We start from the raw sequence: 16,358 nt of genomic DNA, 5'->3' as shown, positions 1-16,358 counted from the left end.
AATATTACCTTTGATGCCCGGCCGGCGCTGTGAGTTACAGCCGGTCAGTAGGCTGACGGGGGACCGTCGTTGTGCAGCAGGCGCTGGAACTGTTCCGCCGACACGGCATGGGAGATCAAAAAGCCCTGCACCTGGTTGCAGTCGACCTTGCGCAGCATTTCGAGCTCCTGAGGCGTCTCGACCCCTTCGGCGACCACGGTGAGCCCGAGCTTGCGCCCCAGGGCAACGATGCTGGCCAAGGCCGAGGCCAGGCTCTCGCTTTCATCGCAACGCTGCACCAGCGCCCGGTCTATCTTCAGTTCGGTGAAGGGCGTCGAGACCAGGCTCATGTACGAGCTGTAGCCTTTGCCGAAGTCGTCCTGGGACAGGCCGAAACCTTTCATGCGCAAGCGGCAGGCGCCTGCATAGAAGTTGCTCAGCTCTTCGGGAATGGAGCATTCCATCAGCTCGAAGCACAGCTTGCCGGGCACCCCTTGGTGGTGCAGGACGAATTCCAGCAGCCGGTCGGCCAGGTCATGGCTGTTCAGCAGGTGGGTCGGCAGGTTGATCGAGACCGGGATGTCATAGCCCCGTTCGCGCCAGCGCGCCTGGGCATCCATGGCTTGCTTGAGCATCACCCACAGCAGCCTTTCCTCCAGGCCAAAGGCATTGATCGTTGGCAGGAAGGTGCCTGGCAGCAACACCCCTTGCTCCGGGTGCATCCAGCGCACCAAGGCTTCTGCCGCGACGATGCGACCATTGTGCAAGGACTTCTTGGGTTGGAACCAGGCCTGAAAAGCTCGGTTGTTCAAGGCATCGACCAAGGTCTGGCGATCGAACTCGGGCGTGGCCGGTACCGCCTGGGCCGGTGCCTGATGGTGCAACTGCAATTGGTCGATCAGGCTGCGCAGCGCGGCGGGTTCGACCGGCTTGGATATCAACCCGAGCACGTCCACACCGAGGTTCTTGGCCACCAGGCTCGCCGCCATGAGCATGCGCCGCGAGGCCACGCTCATGATCGCCAGGCCTGGCTTGTGGCGCAGGCCGGCAAGGTGCTGGATGAACTGCACACCGTCCATGCCGGGCATCAGCAGGTCGGTCAGCACCAGGTCAAAGTCACGCTGGCGCAGGCGCTCCAGCGCTTCCTGGCCATCCCGGGCCGCTTCCAGGTTGAAGCTGCCAAGCTCGCTGAACAAGTGTTGCAGGTACATATGCTGGAAGGGGTGGTCTTCGACGATCAGGATGTTAAAGGTCTTCAAGGGCTACCTCGATACGGGGCCAGGCAGTTGAACAGGACTTGCAGGTTGAAGGGCTTGATCAGGCAGCGATCCATGCCGGCGGCCAGGCACAGTTCTTCCTCGCCGCGCAGGGCGTTGGCAGTGGCGCCGACGATGGGACGGGTGCAGCCCAACCGGCGCAGGGCCCGGGTCAGTTCGTAGCCGTTCGTGCCGGGCATGTTGACGTCGGTCAGCAGCAGGTCGAAATGCTCGCGCTGCCAGGTTTGCAAGGCCTGCTCGCCATCGCTGACCAAGGTCACGCTGCAGCCGAGCTCCTCGAGCTGGTCGCGCAGGATCAACTGGTTGATGACATTGTCCTCGGCAACCAGCACGTGCAGCCCGAGCGGCTCGGTCAAGGGGGCCGGCGCGGCGGGGTCCCTGGGACGGCGCAGGCCCTGGGCCTGGCCGACAGCATGGTGCAGGGCGCCCAGGTCGTTGAGGTTGACCTGCCAGTGACCGGCCTCGTGCCGCGCCTCCCAGCAGTCCTGGGCGCTGGCCAGGATTCGCGGGCCGGGCCATTCGGCGACCAGCCAGCGTTCGACAGTGCCGGGATGCAGCTCGACCAGCAGTTCGCCGGGCAGGGCGGTGCCTGGGGCCGGCGCGCCGACCTGTGCACGCGCACCCCAGCGGCAGAGCCAACCACTGATGGCTTCAGCCAGTTCGTGTACGGGCGATACCACGTGAATGCGTTCGCCCAACAAGTTGAACGGGGCGCTGGTGCGGCCGGACGCCACTTCCAGGGGTAGGGTCAGGCTGAAGCTGCTGCCCAGGCCCAGCTCGCTGACCAGGCGCAGCTGGCCGTTCATCAATTGCGTCAGGCGCTGGCAGATCGGCAGGCCGAGCCCGGTGCCGGGGATGACCTGGCTATGGCCTTCGGTCTGGTAGAAAGGGTCGAAGATGAACGGCTGGTCCTGTTCGGCGATGCCCTTGCCCGTGTCCGAAACCTGCCACAACAGGCAGGAGCGTTCGCCGTCGCGGTTGAGCAGCCTGGCCCGCAGCACCACGCGGCCGCAATCGGTGAACTTGACCGCATTGCTCAGCAGGTTGTTGAGGATCTGGCGGATCCGGTTGACGTCGCCGATCAGGTGTTCCGGCAGGCGTGGGTCCAGGCAGCTGTAGAGCTGCAGCCCCTTGCTCCTGGCTGCCGCGCTGTAGCCCTGGACCACCTCGCGGACCAGGTCCGGGGCACTGAACTCGCTGAGTTCGAGGGCCAGCTGACCGGCCTCGATCTTGGACACGTCCAGCACGTCGCAGATCAACTGCAGCAAGGTTGACGAGGAGCCTTCGATTGCCCGCAGGTAATCGCGCTGCTGGGCGTCGAGCACGGTGCGCGACAGCAGCTCCAGGGTCCCCAGCACGCCGTACAGCGGTGTGCGGATTTCGTGGCTCATGGTCGCCAGGAACTGGGTCTTTGCTTCGTTGGCGGTGTCGGCCGCGCGCCGGGCGTCGTCCAGTGCGGCCTCGATCTGCTTGCGTGCGCTGATGTCGCTGAACGCGCAAAGCAGCACCGGCTCGCCCTTGTAGCGGGTTGGCGAGCAGCTCAGGTACAGGTGGCGCCCTTCGGCGCTCTCGAAATAGTCGCTGCACTGGCCTTCTTGTCGCTCGAAAGCCTGCTCGATCCATTGCGCGCTACGCGCGCCGCGTGCCGGGTCCTGGCCCAGCCACTGCTGGGCCAGGTGGTTCTCCAGCACCACCTGGCCATCGCTACGGCGCAGCACGCACAGGGCGACAGGTGCGGTTTCGATGACGTCGCGGCTGAACATCTCGCTTTCCACCAGCGCACGGATGCGTTCAACCGTGGGGGTGAACAAGCGCTGGTCGAACCGCTGGATCAACACCCGTATCAAGGTGATGCTGAGCACGCAGAACAGCAAGGCACCCAGCAGTTGCTGCCACAGACCGGCGAGGATCGCGGACAGGTCGATCGCGTAAACCAGTTGCCAGTCCGAAGACATCAACGGCTTGCTGATGACCAGGTACTCTGGCAAGAGCCCCTGGCCGGCGAAGCCGAAGAAGTTGTTACCCACGGGATGGTGCAGCGAACGGTCCAGCGCCGGGCCTGGGGTGTTGGTGAACACCAGCATGCCGTCGGCATTGAACATCATGAACTTACCCGCGCTGGCATCCTCGAGCGACGGCGACACTGCATGGCTGTCGATTTCCAGGCCCAGCCAGCCAGAGCCCGGGTCGCGTGCGTCCAGGCGCAGGAAGATGAACAGGCGCGAACCTTGGGCGCCCTGGTCAGCCAGCCACAGTTCCCGAGGGGCCGTGGCCCGCTGCCCAGCAGCGAGCAGCTGCTCCAGCAGGGCAGATGAAGGCAGCGAGGCCTGGGCGTCAGCGTTGTACAGCCAGCGCATGGGGGCCTGCGCCGCTGTGTCGACATACAGCAGGTTGACCTGCCGGGCCTTGAGGTAGGCACACATACGCTGGGTCAGCCACAGGCTCCAGCGCTTGCCCGGCTGGCTGCCCAGTTGCAGGTGCACTTCTTCGCCCGGTGCCAGGGGCAGCCAGTCGACACCCGGCGCCGTTTGACGCACGGCTGCCAGGCTCAGGCTCTCCAGCAGCGCCTCGCGGTTGGTGAAGAAGGTATGGGCCTCGGCGATCGCGCTGCTCATGGCACCATGGCGCCGAGCGATATCGGTGTTGAAGGTAAAGGACAGGAAATTGTAGGCCGCGCCGAGAATGCCGGCCGATAGCACGATTGCCAGCAGCCGAAGCAGGCGGCGTGCTGCCTCGGGGTTGGAGAGAAGGGGGTTGATCTGTTGCAGGTAGGCTTTGAGTCGCATCCCGCAAATGTAGGCAGGCCGCTGGCAACTGGACATCAGACGATCCTTAAAGACCGCCTGGCCGAAGGTTTTACTGGTAGTACAGGTCGACCAGCGCCGTGGCTTCGAACGGACCGGAAATGGGCGCCGAGCGCCAGATCAGGTCGGCGCGGAACGGATTGTGGATCACGCCCGGCGCGGCCAGGTCGGCCAGCTTGAACCAGGTGGCGAAAGGCACCGGCTGGTTGCTGTCTTGCTGGGTCAGGGCGATGCCGACGGAGGTGTTGTTGGCGGGCACCAGCAGCTTGTCGATGATGCTGGCGCTGCCAGCGACCGGGGTGAAGCGGGCGCTGACGGTGTAGGGCGTGTCGCAGGATCTGGTCAGGTCGAGGCTGAAGCTGGCCGAGCTGGCGACCTGGCCGACCTGTGCCGAGCTGGCCAGGGCACGGCGGAAATTGACCACCGAAGGCAAGATGGTCAACTCGGGAGAGCAAGGCACGAAGCGGATGTTGTTCATGCCGGTGACGACATAGTTGAGGTTGCTGTCGGGTTTTGGGTTAAGGCCGCCCTTGCCGTCCAACTGGAACACCCGGTACTCGCTGAGCGTGCTGGCTTGTCCGTCGGTTGGCGTTGCGCCGTTCTTTTCGATGAACACCGTGAAGTTCAGGGTGAAGCGGGCCTTGTCCCAGCCCGCACAGTTCGCCCAGTTGCAACCATAAAGCGAGTTGTAGCCAGTGGTGACGGCGCCCGACGTCTGGGTGATGTTCTGCGAGCCGTAGCGAATCCCGACCCGTATGCCCTTGCCTACACTGGCTTTGGCCGGGTTGACATAGAAATAGACATCTTCCCTGATGCCGGTTTCATAGTCGTCGGCGCAGATGACCGGAACCGAGTGTGGTGCCGATTCCCAGATGATCGTGCCGTCGGGCGCGTCGGCCGGTACCGCCAGTGCGGTGCCCAGTGCCTCCTTGAATACCGCTGCCATGGACGGGTCCAGCTTGCAGGACAGTGCGTAGCTGGTGGCGGGGCAACTGGCGGTGACGAAAAGCAGGCCAAGCAAGTGTTTCCGGATCAGGTTCATGAGTGAGTATCCTGTGGCGGTGTGTTCACGGCAGCGCGATGTGGTGGCGCTTCTGCAGGCCGATATCGGTGAGTTCGCTGAACGCCACGCGACTTTGCGCGGGCAGGGGCGAGGGCGCCTCGAGGGTGAGCGATGTCCCCGGGCGCAGGAGGGCGTAGTCCGCAAGCTGGCGCGACTGCCCGGGGCTGTCGAGCTGGAGGTTGACCAGCGAAACATGAAAGGCACTTGGGTTGCTGACTTCGATCAGGCCAGGCTGACGTGCGTGCCATGCCAGGCCCTCGACCGCCTCGCTGGCCGAGCCGGGCAGGCCGGCGGGGCGGTAGAACAGCTTCAGGCGCTGGCGAACGGCGAATTGCAGGGTATTGGCCTGTTCGGGTTTGCGCGGGATCTCGAGGATGTTCAGCCAGAACAGTGACTCCCTGTCCTCGGGCAGGCCCTTGCCGGCGTACAGCACCCGCAGCATGTGCCGGCCGTTGGGCGGTATCAATGCCAACGGTTGGACGATGGCGAAGGGGGCATCGTCGCGTTTGTCGGTACTGCTGACCCAGCTTTGCATGACCGTGTCGAGGTCGCTGCGATTGACCACGCTGATGCTTGCTTCCTTGTTCGAGCCTGGGTAAATGAGGCGTGTGCCCTCGACTTTGAGCTGGCCCCAGGCACTGGACGCCAGGCCCATCAGGACCAGCGCCGCCATGGCTGGGCGCGAGAGGGTATGAAGCAAGCGCGACATGGTCAGGGCAGGGCTCCGGTGAGGGTGACTGGGAAGGACCTGGGCATCCTAGATAGCTGGGCCGCCCCCGGCTTTGAGACGTTTCTTAAATTGCCGTGTGGTTTAAATGCCTGCTTTGTGAACTGCCTCACGCGCGCAGACGGCCCGGTCGCTGCTCATCCGATAGGCTCAAACGTGGGTATCGGGGAGTGGAAACCATGAGCGGCAAGCGATTCGCATTGAGTGTTGCAATGAGTCTGGCCCTGGTCGGTCAGGCCCAGGCAGGCGCCGTCGTCGCCTCGGGTATGCTGCAGTTCACTGGCAGCATCGTCGAGCCGTCCTGCACGACCACCGTGGGCAGTGCCGGTTGGCGCATGGATGACTGTCCGGCGCTGGCGCGTGACAGCGTCATCGGCATTGAGGGCGTGGACGGCCAGGCACTGCCGGCGCAGGCGGTACGCGTCGATCAGGGGGCCACGGTCGACCAGGCCTACAGGCTGGTCGACGGGCGGGGCGAGCCGCTGACCCAAGGCCATTACGTGGTGATCCTGACCTCACCTTGAGGGCGGGCAGCCGCTCGCTCGCGCTTTGGAGAACATCTTCAGCTTCAGCTCTCAACACAACATGAATTGCCGTACAGGCAATCCGCCGGTTCGTTTGGATGGCGGCTCGGGAAGCGAGCCGCTGGTTCTCAAACCTGGGACGCTGGAAAATCGACGCCGCGAGCGGTGGCTTCCCAGACGCTGAACTCCGTACGCATGGCGGACAGCTTGGCCATCGCCACATCGAATGCTCTGTTGCCCAGCAGCAGGCGGTGTGGTGGCTGAGGCGAAGTAACCGCAGTATGAATCGCCGCAGCTGCACGGGCCGGGTCCCCCTCCTGCTTGCCGACCGAAGCGTGGTAGGCACGGCGCGCCTTACCTGCGGTAACCTCGTAGTCCGCTATCGGTTCCGGCACTTCACCCGATGAGCCTGCCCATTCGGTGCGAAATGCGCTGGGCTCGACCGTCATGACACCGATCCCCAGGGGCTCAAGCTCAGCACGCAAGGTTTCCGATAACCCCTCGACAGCGAACTTGCTCGCGCAGTAGTAGCCCACTGCGGGGAAGCCCGCGAGCCCACCTATGGAGGTCAGGTTCACGATCATGCCCTGACGCCGCTGGCGCATGCCGGGCAGCACTGCTTGGATCATATGGGAGGTGCCGAAGAAGTTAACGTCGAACAGGCGGCGCGCCGCCTGCGGGTCTGTTTCCTCGACAGCGGCGAAGTAACCGATACCGGCGTTGTTGACCAGTACATCCACCCTGCCGAATACGCGTTCAGCTTCAGCCACCACGGCCTTGGCCTGTTCGGCATCGGTTACATCCAGTGGCAGTACCAGCGATTGGCCGAGGCTGGCGAGATCCTGCACCTGTTCGGTCTTGCGTGCGGTGACAACCACGCGCTCGCCTTGCTTGAGCAAATGGGCTGCAATGTGGCGGCCAAAACCGGTGGAACAGCCGGTTACCAGCCAGGTGTTCTGTGTACTCATGGGAGGGTTCTCCTGCAAGTGGTCGGGTTCAGTGCTTGATCGTCTAGGCGCGCCGCTCGAACGTATGGACCTTGGGGACCTCGCTGCAGAACGTGTCGAGTTCGGTCATGAAGGCCTGCACATAAGGTGTCTGCAGATGTCCGTCAAAGGCCTCGGACGAGTGCCAGTCCTCGTAAACAAGCCAACCCTCGACCGAGTCGCCCGATTGGTAGATGTCGTAACGGACGCAGCCAGGCTCCTGCCGTGTGGGGCCGACCAGCGCCAACAGGCGCTGGCCGAGGGCACCGCTTTGCCCGGGGCGTGCGGTAAAGAACGCAAGCTTTGTGAGCATGCTATGGGCTCCTTTATGGGGGGTAGACCGATCAACCGGCGGTCACGGTCATGCCGCCGTCGGCCATGACAACTGAGCCGACCATGAAGCTGGCCCGTTCGGACGCGAGAAACGCGACGAGCTCGGCAATTTCTTCCGGCTGTGCGGCACGGCCGATGGGGGCCGCTTCGCCGTGCTTGGCAAGAAAGCCCGGACCGTCTTCGACCACGTCATTGAGGATGTTGGTGACTACGTCGCCGACGCCGATGGCGTTGACACGGATACCGTACTCGATGGCTTCGAGTGCCAGCGTACGGGTCAGCTGTGCCAGCGCACCCTTGGAGGCGGTGTACGCCGCGATGGTTGGAAAGGCGAAGTAGGCTGCATAGGAGGCGATATTGACGATTGCGCCGGCCTTGTTAGGCATCATTGCCTTGACTGCCTCGCGGCAATGCAGAAAGGCCGCGGTGGTATTGACTGCCTGGATGCGCTCCCAGTCTTCGCGGGTCATGTCGATGACCAGTTTGTTGATGATGATCCCGGCGTTATTCACCAGGATGTCCAGACGGCCGAACCGCTCGACGGCAAGGCCTACGGCACGTTCGGCAGCGCCATCTTCGCTGATGTCCGCCACCAGTGGGACCAGCCCTGGACGTGCGAGGTCTTCTACGGCAGGGTCGATATCTTCGGCAACGACCTTGGCGCCACGTGCATGCAGCAAAAGCGCAATTGCCTTGCCGATGCCACTGGCGGCGCCGGTGACCAGCGCGACTTTGCCTTCGACTTCATGGGGAATGTTGGGCGTGATAGTAGTCATGATGCTCTCCTGCGTTGTGAGCCGAGGAGACATTCGCCGGCTCTAGCCTGTAAGGGACGGCTTTACTGTCGCGCAACGCGCAGAGAGAGGCTTTCGTAAGCTTGCCGAGGCTGTCGGGATTTTGCGCCGATATGCAGTCACTCGGTCCGTAAGCGCGAATCATGCTTTGAATCGCCAGCCAACCCCGCCATCCAGGAGCGGAGTAAACACACGTGCACCTGGCTCATCGGGGCTTTGACCCGCTGGCTTACCTGCAAACCTCAGATAATATGAGCCGGAACGTTCGAGAGAAGAGCAATGATTTCAGACCCGGGTACCCCAACGCTCGATCAACTGCGGGTATTTCTTGCAGTAGTCGATGTCGGCAGTTTTGCTGGAGCAGCGCGCAAGTTGCATCCGGTCCGGGCTGCCGTTGCCCTGAATGCGCCGATTCCTGCGTTGGTCAGTTAAGGTGTCGCTCGCGCTTACGCAACGCCGCTGCACGGTTGCCGGCTCGCTGAGCCCCTGGCTGTTCGGCTGGAGGGATCTTGAAGGCACACTGGGCGGTCGGTAACAAAAACCGATGCGTTCGCCGAGCTTCTATACGGCATCGTGTTCCCCTATTGGCGGTATTGCGTGGGCGTTACGCCCACCTCGCGTTTGAACACCTGTGAGAAATGGCTGTGACTGCTATACCCAACCTCCAGGCCTACATCGATGATGCTCTGATCGGTCTCGAGGAGAAGCTGCCGGGCCCGAGCCATCCTCAACCTGATGAAGAACTGCAAGGGTGAATATCCGGCGGCTTTTTTGAACATTCGGCTGAAGTGGCATTCACTCATCCCGGCAACCTCGGCCAATTGTCTTAAATTGAAGTCCTTAGCCAGATCGGCTTCCATGGCCGCCAGCACGCGCCGAAACTTGTACGCAGGGAGAGCGTTGCGGCGTGGGCGATCGACCGCTGAGCTATCCAGGTAATTGCGGGCAAGGTAGACGGCGATGCATTGGGCGAGACCTTGCAAATACAGCGGGCTCGCGCCACGTCCCATGAGTTCCAGCCGAACATGCTCCAGCAGTACCGACAGTCCTTCGTCACGCCCGCCTGACACTTCCCGCAGGCGAACGGCCTCGACAGGCCCGCCCAGTACTTCATGGAGGGCTTTTTCCAGGAGCGGGACACCGAGATAGATGTGCATGACTTCAAAGTCGTCTGCGCTGGAGACGTTCCAACGCATCTCATACGGTTGCGCCGAAGTGGTCAAAAAGAAATCGCCTTTAGCAACTTCGCTGGTTTCCCATTCCCCCCCAAGCTCACGTTCCTGTACGGCAGCGTTTCCCGAAATGATCCAGACCAGCAAGGGTTCGGCCACCGCTGGGACGATGAAGTTACCTTCCTCACGTTCCCGGTTGAAAATCTGCACCAAGATGTCCCGGTCGGCCAGCACGTCCGAAGCGGCAATTCGCTTGCCCCGGATGTGTGCCTCCAAACCATGGGCAGAAGTCCGCTCTGTCACATCCATGGTCATAGTGTCCTCCCTCTTTCTTGGCGAGTACGCCGGATAAAAGCTGTCTCGCTTCCTGGGTGCCGTACGGTCAGGTACAGGTTCAAGGCGGACAGCGCGGTGTATTTCACCTGATCTGGTCACGGCAGTGACAACACACTCTGGACGCAACGGCAGGGCTTTCAGGGTTCAGAGTCACGACAAAGCCGGAATGTCTCCATTCCGGCTTGCGCTTCAACGTTCGGGGTATAAAACCATCCCGGCGTGGTACAACACATTGTCGCGAAACTCACCATCAGCGGTAAATCCAGTGTCATCGACATACTCGATGTGATCACCCTCCAACCAATAGCGGCCTTGGTAAGCACTTGCTTGCCGACCGCGTGCTTCGTCGTAGCGGCCCCCGGGCAAGAGTTCATGGCGAATCCGACCGTCAGCCGTCACCCACATGCCAACGTATGTGTTCTGGTTTCCATATGGCTTGCCCATCTCTGTTCCTCGCTATCGTCAATAAAGCATCAGAATGGACTCGCGGTTGGACGCACGATCAGCTCGCTGACGTCGACATCCGCTGGCTGCTCGACCGCGTAGGCAATCGCACGGGCAATGGCCGCAGCGGGAATCGCGATCTTGCGGAACTCCCTCATCTCCGTGCGTCCGCCTTCATCCGAAATGCTGTCGGCCAGCTCCGATTCGGTAACGCCTGGTGCAATCACCGTGACTCGAATATCACCCCCGACCTCTTGACGCAGACCTTCGGAAATTGCCCGGACGGCATATTTGGTGGCGCAGTACACCGCAGCGGTAGGGCTCACGGCGTAGGCACCAATTGAGGCGATATTGATGATCTGGCCAGCACGCTGCTGTTGCATGAGCGGCAGCGTTGCAGCAATACCGTGTAGTACGCCGCGAATGTTCACGTCGATCATCCGGTTCCACTCATTGACCTTCAACGCTTCCAGTTTCGAGAGTGGCATTACGCCGGCATTGTTGATGAGTACATCGACGCGACCATGCAATTCGACAGCGAAGTCGATGAAGGACTGCATGTCGTCCAGGCTGGTGACGTCCAGTGCCAGCACATCAGCGGTACCGCCTGCTGAACGAATGTCATCGGCCAGGGCTTCAAGGCGGTCGGTACGGCGGGCCCCCAGAACGACGCGAGCGCCTTTGCTGGCGAGCAGGCGGGCTGTGGCTTCGCCGATACCACTGCTGGCGCCTGTAATCACGATGACTTTGTGTTCGATGCCGTGCATTTTTCTCACTCCTGTTCCTGGTTTCAGAGGCACCTGCTGAACGGCAGGTGTTAAGGCAAGAGTAAGAATCCTGGGGGGAACAGCGTTATGTGATTCCTGCGACGGTCATGCACGATCCTGCATGATTGATCTGCGACTTATGTCAGCCCTTTGCCCGATCCTGGACTGTCTGAGGGCTGCACGACCCGGATACGGTGTGGACCGAGTCATCAATGCCTGATGTGCCTGGGCTGCGCCAAAAGCCCGGAAAAACCGGGCTTTTGGCAGATCAAATGATCGATTCGGCATCTACCCAAATGGATGCGAACCCACCTATCCTCTGCAATCGGGACAGCCGAACGGGGAGGTAACGGTAGTGAGTGATCTGGACGATGAGCTGACACGCCTCAGGGCCGAACTGGCATCAGCGATGCAACGTTTTGCTCCGACATACGGCGTCTATCAAACGGCGATTGATCCGTTGCATTTCATACGCAGCGACACGCCAACAGACGTCATCCATACGGTTCATAAACCGGGACTGTGCATAATTGTACAGGGCCGGAAACAGATCCAGTTGTGGGATGAAAGCTATACCTACGATCAACTGAACTATCTGGTTGTCTCTGTGACACTGCCTCTGGCTGGGCAAGTGACCGAGGCCTCTCCAGAGAGGCCCTACTTCTGCATTCGCCTGGATATCGACCCGGCAGAAATCGCTCAGCTGATTGCCGACGTCAGCCCAATCGGCGTACCCAGCCAGCCATCTCGCCGCGGCCTCTATCTGGACAGGATTGATACCCCATTGCTTGATGCCATGTTGCGACTGGTACGTCTGTTGGATGTGCCCTCCGATATCCCGGCATTGGCTCCGCTGGCCCTCAGGGAAATCTTCTACCGGTTGCTCAAAGGCCAGCAGGGCCAGCGATTACATGAGATAGCCATCAACGACAGTCAGACCCACCGGGTGACAAGAGCTATCGAATGGTTGAACAACAACTATGCGCAGCCGCTGCACATCGATGAGTTGGCGAGCTATGTCAATTTGAGTAATTCCACGCTTCATCACCGATTCAAGGCAATCACCGCGATGAGCCCGTTGCAGTACCAGAAACAACTGCGCCTGCAGCACGCACGAAGGTTGATGATTTCAGAAGGGCTGGATGTTTCCACGGCCGGGTTCACGGTGGGCTATGAGAGCCCGTCACAGTTCAGCAGAGAATACAGCCGGATGTTCGGAGCCCCTCCAAGCAAGGACATCGCAAAGATTCGATCGATGGGATGAGTTGCAAGGTGGAAAGGGCATGCAAAGAGGCCCCCCTATGCCCCGCAAGCAAGTAAAGGGGGCAGCGTAGGGTATTGATATCGGTCGGGCTGATGCGTCAGCCCTCAGCAGTCTCGCTGTGCGCCAGGATCAATAACTTGTCAGTTTCGATCATTGAGCCCTTTCAAACGGCTGTTTAATGTCGCTGACAGACAAACGACGGGGCCCGCCACCCAGTGAGGTGCCCGCAATCCGTGATCACGCCATCAGGGGACCTTTCCATGGCCGCCGACCGCTACCCGCACCTGCTTGCCCCGCTGGACCTGGGCTTCACCACCTTGCGCAATCGCACCCTGATGGGCTCGATGCACACCGGCCTCGAAGAGCGCCCCGGCGGTTTCGAGCGCATGGCTGCATACTTTGCCGAGCGCGCCCGCGGCGGCGTTGGCCTGATGGTCACGGGCGGCATTGCGCCCAACGATGAAGGCGGGGTGTATTCCGGTGCAGCCAAGCTCAGTACCGAGGAAGAGGCCGAAAAGCATCGTATCGTCACCGAAGCGGTGCACGCCGCCGGTGGCAAGATCTGCCTGCAGATCCTGCATGCCGGGCGCTATGCCTACAGCCCGCGCCAGGTGGCACCCAGCGCGATCCAGGCGCCGATCAACCCGTTCAAGCCCAGGGAGCTGGACGAGGAGGGCATCGAAAAGCAGATCGCCGATTTCGTCAATTGCGCAGTGCTGGCCCAGCGCGCCGGGTATGACGGTGTCGAGGTCATGGGTTCGGAAGGTTACTTCATCAACCAGTTCCTGGCCGCTCACACCAACCACCGCACCGACCGCTGGGGCGGCAGTTATGAGAACCGCATGCGCCTGGCGGTGGAAATCGTCAGCCGGGTACGTGGCGCGGTCGGCCCGAATTTCATCATCATCTTCCGGCTGTCGATGCTCGACCTGGTCGAGGGTGGCAGCACCTGGGACGAGATCGAGCTGCTGGCCAAGGCTATCGAGCAGGCCGGCGCTACCTTGATCAATACCGGGATCGGTTGGCACGAGGCGCGTATTCCGACCATCGCCACCAAAGTGCCGCGTGCGGCCTTCAGCAAAGTCACTGCCAAGTTGCGGGGCGTGGTGAGTATTCCGCTGATCACCACCAACCGCATCAACACCCCGGAAGTGGCCGAGGCGGTGCTGGCGGAGGGCGACGCGGACATGGTCTCGATGGCCCGCCCGTTTCTCGCCGACCCGGACTTCGTCAACAAGGCCGCTGCCGGTCGCGCGGATGAAATCAACACCTGCATCGGCTGCAACCAGGCCTGCCTGGACCATACCTTCGGCGGCAAGCTGACCAGTTGCCTGGTCAACCCCCGTGCCTGTCATGAGACTGAGCTCAATTATCTGCCCGTGCGCGAGGTGAAACGCATTGCCGTTGTGGGCGCCGGCCCTGCCGGCCTGGCCGCTGCCACCGTTGCCGCAGAACGTGGCCACACAGTGACCTTGTTCGACAGTGCCAGTGAGATCGGGGGGCAGTTCAATGTCGCCAAGCGGGTACCGGGCAAGGAAGAGTTCTTCGAAACCCTGCGCTACTTCCGCAAGAAGGTGGAAAGCACAGGCGTCGACCTGCGCCTGAATACCCGCGTAGACGTGCAGGCGCTGGTGGCAGGCGGCTACGACGAAATCATCCTGGCCACCGGCATCGCCCCGCGTACCCCGGCCATTGCGGGTATCGAGCATGCCAAGGTGCTCAGCTACCTGGATGTGCTGCTGCAACGCAAACCGGTAGGCAAGGCGGTAGCGGTGATTGGTGCGGGTGGCATTGGCTTCGACGTGTCGGAGTACCTGGTGCATGAAGGTGTAGCCACCAGCCAGGACCGCGACGCCTTCTGGAGAGAGTGGGGCATCGATACCGGGCTCGAGGCGCGCGGTGGCGTAGCCGGAATCAAGGCCGAGCCGCACGCCCCGGCGCGCCAGGTGTTCCTGTTGCAGCGCAAGAAGTCCAAGGTAGGTGACGGGTTGGGCAAGACCACCGGCTGGATTCACCGCACCGGGTTGAAGAACAAGCGGGTGCAGATGCTCAACAGTGTCGAGTACCTGGGCATCGACGATGCCGGGCTGCACATTCGCGTTGGTGAGGGTGAGCCGCAGGTCCTGGCGGTGGACAACGTGGTCATCTGTGCAGGGCAAGAGCCGCTGCGCGAGCTGCAGGATGGGTTGGTGGCGCAGGGGCAGTCGGTGCACTTGATTGGTGGCGCCGATATTGCGGCCGAGCTGGATGCCAAGCGTGCGATCAACCAAGGGTCGAGATTGGCGGCTGAGCTTTGAGACTGCCGGGGCCGCTGCGCGGCCCATCACCGGCAAACCAGCGCTTACAAGTAGTGCACTGGGCCCTCGGGGTTTCCTTGTAAACTGCGGTCCATGCACGCATTCGACCTCCCCCAAGCCCCCCTGCAACCCCTCAGCTTGCCCTGGCTGCAACACGCCCAGGTGCAGGCTGCCATCCTGCGTCTGGACCTGATCGACCCGCTGATCAGTGGCAACAAGTGGTTCAAGCTACGCCACCACTTACAGCAGGCCAGCGCCAGCAACGCCCCAGGCTTGATCAGCCTGGGTGGCAACCACTCAAACCACCTGCATGCCCTGGCCGCCGCCGGCAAGCGCTTCGGTTTCGCCACCGCCGGGCTGCTGCGCGGCCATGCCCAAGACACGCCCACCGTGCGTGATCTGCAGGCGCTGGGTATGGAGTTGCACTGGCTGGGCTATAACGGCTACCGCGCCCGCAATGAGGTGGGTTTCTGGGAACCATGGCAGGCGCGCTACCCTGGTTGGCATTGTATTCCCGAGGGCGGTGGCGGGTTGGTCGGTGCACAGGGCTGCACGCTGATCATGCAGCAGGCCCGCGCCCAAATCGCGGCACTGGGCTGGGCGGACTACGACGCCTGGTGGCTGGCCGCCGGAACCGGGACTAGCCTGGCCGGCCTGGTATTGGCCGAAGCAGGTGCACATGCTGTGCATGGCGCATTGGCGGTACCCAGGGATCACGGTGTGCCAGAGACGGTAACGGCACTGGCTGGCGCCCATGGCTACCAGCTACACGACGCTTGCCGTGGTGGTTTTGGCAAGTTCGACGATGACCTGCTGGCGTTCATTGCCGACTGCGAGCGGCACACTGGCGTGCCGCTCGAAGCCCTCTACACCGGCAAGGCCCTGCTGGCCCTGCGTGACCAGGTGGCGGCGGGGCTGTTCACGCCCGGGAGCCGCCTGATCTTCGTGCATACCGGGGGGCTGCAGGGCCGGCGCGGTTACTTGTAGGGGAGCATGCGCAGCAGCGTGTTGTCGCGCTGCACGTAGTGGTGGTACAGCCCAGCCAGCGCATGCAGGCCGATCAGCCAGTAGCCCCAGCTGCCGATGCGTTCATGCCAGCCCTTGATGAATTTAGCCTGGTCCGGGTTCGGGCCGATCAGGTGCGGCAGCTCCAGGCCGAAGAACGGCACCGGTTTATCGGCAGCGCTGAGGATCAGCCAACCGGCCAGCGGCATGCCGATCATCAGCAGGTACAGCGCCAGGTGCATCAGGTGCGCCAAGCCGGTCTGCCAGGCTGGGGGCTTGGGCACGATGGGCGGGGTCGGGCGGCTCAGGCGCACGGCCAGGCGCAGCCACACCAGCACGAATACGCTCAGCCCGAGCATGAAGTGCAGGTCCTTCATCAGGTTGCGTTCGACGCTGTCCTTGGGGAACAGGCCGCGCAGTTCGATAAGGGCGTAGACAGCGGCCAGCAGCACCAGCATCAGCCAATGCAGGGCGATGGACAGGCGTGCGTAGTGGTTCGCGGGGGTGGATGAAACCATGATCGGTCCTCGTCATCAGGTCGGAATGGCGCTCTTGCTGGCGCTCAGGTGTCATTTTACTGGCTACC

At 62.2% G+C, this 16,358-nt stretch carries 15 protein-coding genes and 1 pseudogene; 5 read left to right on the top strand and 11 right to left on the bottom strand.

The features are described 5' to 3' along the window. Nucleotides 1–44: 44 nt before the first annotated feature. The 4 genes from OO258_RS22880 to OO258_RS22865 form a co-directional block, all read right to left on the bottom strand. Complete coding sequence (locus OO258_RS22880) at nt 45–1,238, bottom strand: EAL domain-containing protein (protein WP_019752197.1); 1,194 nt, start codon at nt 1,236–1,238, stop codon at nt 45–47. Further along, nucleotides 1,235–4,042, bottom strand: a complete 2,808-nt coding sequence (locus tag OO258_RS22875) for an ATP-binding protein (RefSeq protein ID WP_266033079.1) — start codon at nt 4,040–4,042, stop codon at nt 1,235–1,237. The genes OO258_RS22880 and OO258_RS22875 overlap by 4 nt, the downstream gene beginning before the upstream one ends. 70 nt (nt 4,043–4,112) lie before the next feature. Further along, nucleotides 4,113–5,102: a fimbrial protein gene (locus tag OO258_RS22870; RefSeq protein WP_266032937.1), complete on the bottom strand. Its 990-nt coding sequence runs from the start codon at nt 5,100–5,102 to the stop codon at nt 4,113–4,115. A 25-nt stretch (nt 5,103–5,127) separates the two neighbouring features. Then, nucleotides 5,128–5,832 (bottom strand): molecular chaperone, encoded by a 705-nt coding sequence (locus OO258_RS22865; protein WP_266032933.1) that lies wholly within the window; start codon nt 5,830–5,832, stop codon nt 5,128–5,130. 197 nt (nt 5,833–6,029) lie between these two features. On the opposite strand from OO258_RS22865, the gene OO258_RS22860 reads away from it, so the two are divergent. Next, the gene (locus OO258_RS22860; RefSeq protein WP_012053256.1) at nt 6,030–6,374 is read left to right on the top strand and encodes a hypothetical protein; all 345 of its coding nucleotides are present in this window, start codon (nt 6,030–6,032) and stop codon (nt 6,372–6,374) included. A 128-nt stretch (nt 6,375–6,502) separates the two neighbouring features. Here the strand turns inward: OO258_RS22860 and OO258_RS22855 are convergent, their stop codons facing one another. From OO258_RS22855 to OO258_RS22845, 3 genes are read right to left on the bottom strand one after another with little or no spacing between them, the layout of a single operon-like run. Continuing rightward, nucleotides 6,503–7,342: an oxidoreductase gene (locus tag OO258_RS22855; protein ID WP_180689480.1), complete on the bottom strand. Its 840-nt coding sequence runs from the start codon at nt 7,340–7,342 to the stop codon at nt 6,503–6,505. 43 nt (nt 7,343–7,385) lie between these two features. Next, entirely contained in the window at nt 7,386–7,673 is a 288-nt protein-coding gene (locus OO258_RS22850) for a putative quinol monooxygenase (RefSeq protein WP_012053254.1), read from the bottom strand. A 31-nt stretch (nt 7,674–7,704) separates the two neighbouring features. Next, nucleotides 7,705–8,469, bottom strand: a complete 765-nt coding sequence (locus OO258_RS22845) for an SDR family NAD(P)-dependent oxidoreductase (protein WP_266032923.1) — start codon at nt 8,467–8,469, stop codon at nt 7,705–7,707. Nucleotides 8,470–8,766: 297 nt separating this feature from the next. On the opposite strand from OO258_RS22845, the pseudogene OO258_RS22840 reads away from it, so the two are divergent. Further along, a pseudogene (locus OO258_RS22840) lies at nt 8,767–8,886 on the top strand (helix-turn-helix domain-containing protein); the annotation flags it as partial. A 182-nt stretch (nt 8,887–9,068) separates the two neighbouring features. Here OO258_RS22840 and OO258_RS22835 read toward each other — a convergent pair. The 3 genes from OO258_RS22835 to OO258_RS22825 form a co-directional block, all read right to left on the bottom strand. Further along, a complete protein-coding gene (locus OO258_RS22835) occupies nt 9,069–9,974 on the bottom strand; it encodes a helix-turn-helix domain-containing protein (RefSeq protein ID WP_266032918.1) in 906 nt (301 codons plus the stop codon). 210 nt (nt 9,975–10,184) lie between these two features. Then, nucleotides 10,185–10,439 carry an Atu4866 domain-containing protein gene (locus OO258_RS22830; protein WP_012053249.1) on the bottom strand — a complete coding sequence of 85 codons (255 nt, stop codon included), beginning with the start codon at nt 10,437–10,439 and terminating at the stop codon, nt 10,185–10,187. 29 nt (nt 10,440–10,468) lie between these two features. After that, a complete protein-coding gene (locus OO258_RS22825; protein WP_012053248.1) occupies nt 10,469–11,206 on the bottom strand; it encodes an SDR family oxidoreductase in 738 nt (245 codons plus the stop codon). 355 nt (nt 11,207–11,561) lie between these two features. Between OO258_RS22825 and OO258_RS22820 the strand changes: the two genes are divergently transcribed. The 3 genes from OO258_RS22820 (at nt 11,562) to OO258_RS22810 (ending at nt 15,754) form a co-directional block, all read left to right on the top strand. Next, nucleotides 11,562–12,470: an AraC family transcriptional regulator gene (locus tag OO258_RS22820; protein ID WP_014754024.1), complete on the top strand. Its 909-nt coding sequence runs from the start codon at nt 11,562–11,564 to the stop codon at nt 12,468–12,470. A gap of 260 nt (nt 12,471–12,730) precedes the next feature. After that, the gene (locus OO258_RS22815) at nt 12,731–14,767 is read left to right on the top strand and encodes an NADPH-dependent 2,4-dienoyl-CoA reductase (RefSeq protein ID WP_266032914.1); all 2,037 of its coding nucleotides are present in this window, start codon (nt 12,731–12,733) and stop codon (nt 14,765–14,767) included. Between the two features lie 93 nt (nt 14,768–14,860). Then, nucleotides 14,861–15,754: a 1-aminocyclopropane-1-carboxylate deaminase/D-cysteine desulfhydrase gene (locus OO258_RS22810; protein WP_266032912.1), complete on the top strand. Its 894-nt coding sequence runs from the start codon at nt 14,861–14,863 to the stop codon at nt 15,752–15,754. Here OO258_RS22810 and OO258_RS22805 read toward each other — a convergent pair. After that, complete coding sequence (locus tag OO258_RS22805) at nt 15,745–16,290, bottom strand: cytochrome b (protein ID WP_110744458.1); 546 nt, start codon at nt 16,288–16,290, stop codon at nt 15,745–15,747. The genes OO258_RS22810 and OO258_RS22805 overlap by 10 nt on opposite strands. Nucleotides 16,291–16,358: the final 68 nt, after the last annotated feature.

It is taken from the genome of Pseudomonas sp. DCB_BI (assembly GCF_026240995.1).
Taxonomy (GTDB): Bacteria; Pseudomonadota; Gammaproteobacteria; order Pseudomonadales; family Pseudomonadaceae; genus Aquipseudomonas.
Note: the sequence above shows the minus strand (reverse complement) of the source record. Positions and strands in the feature narration are given on the sequence as shown.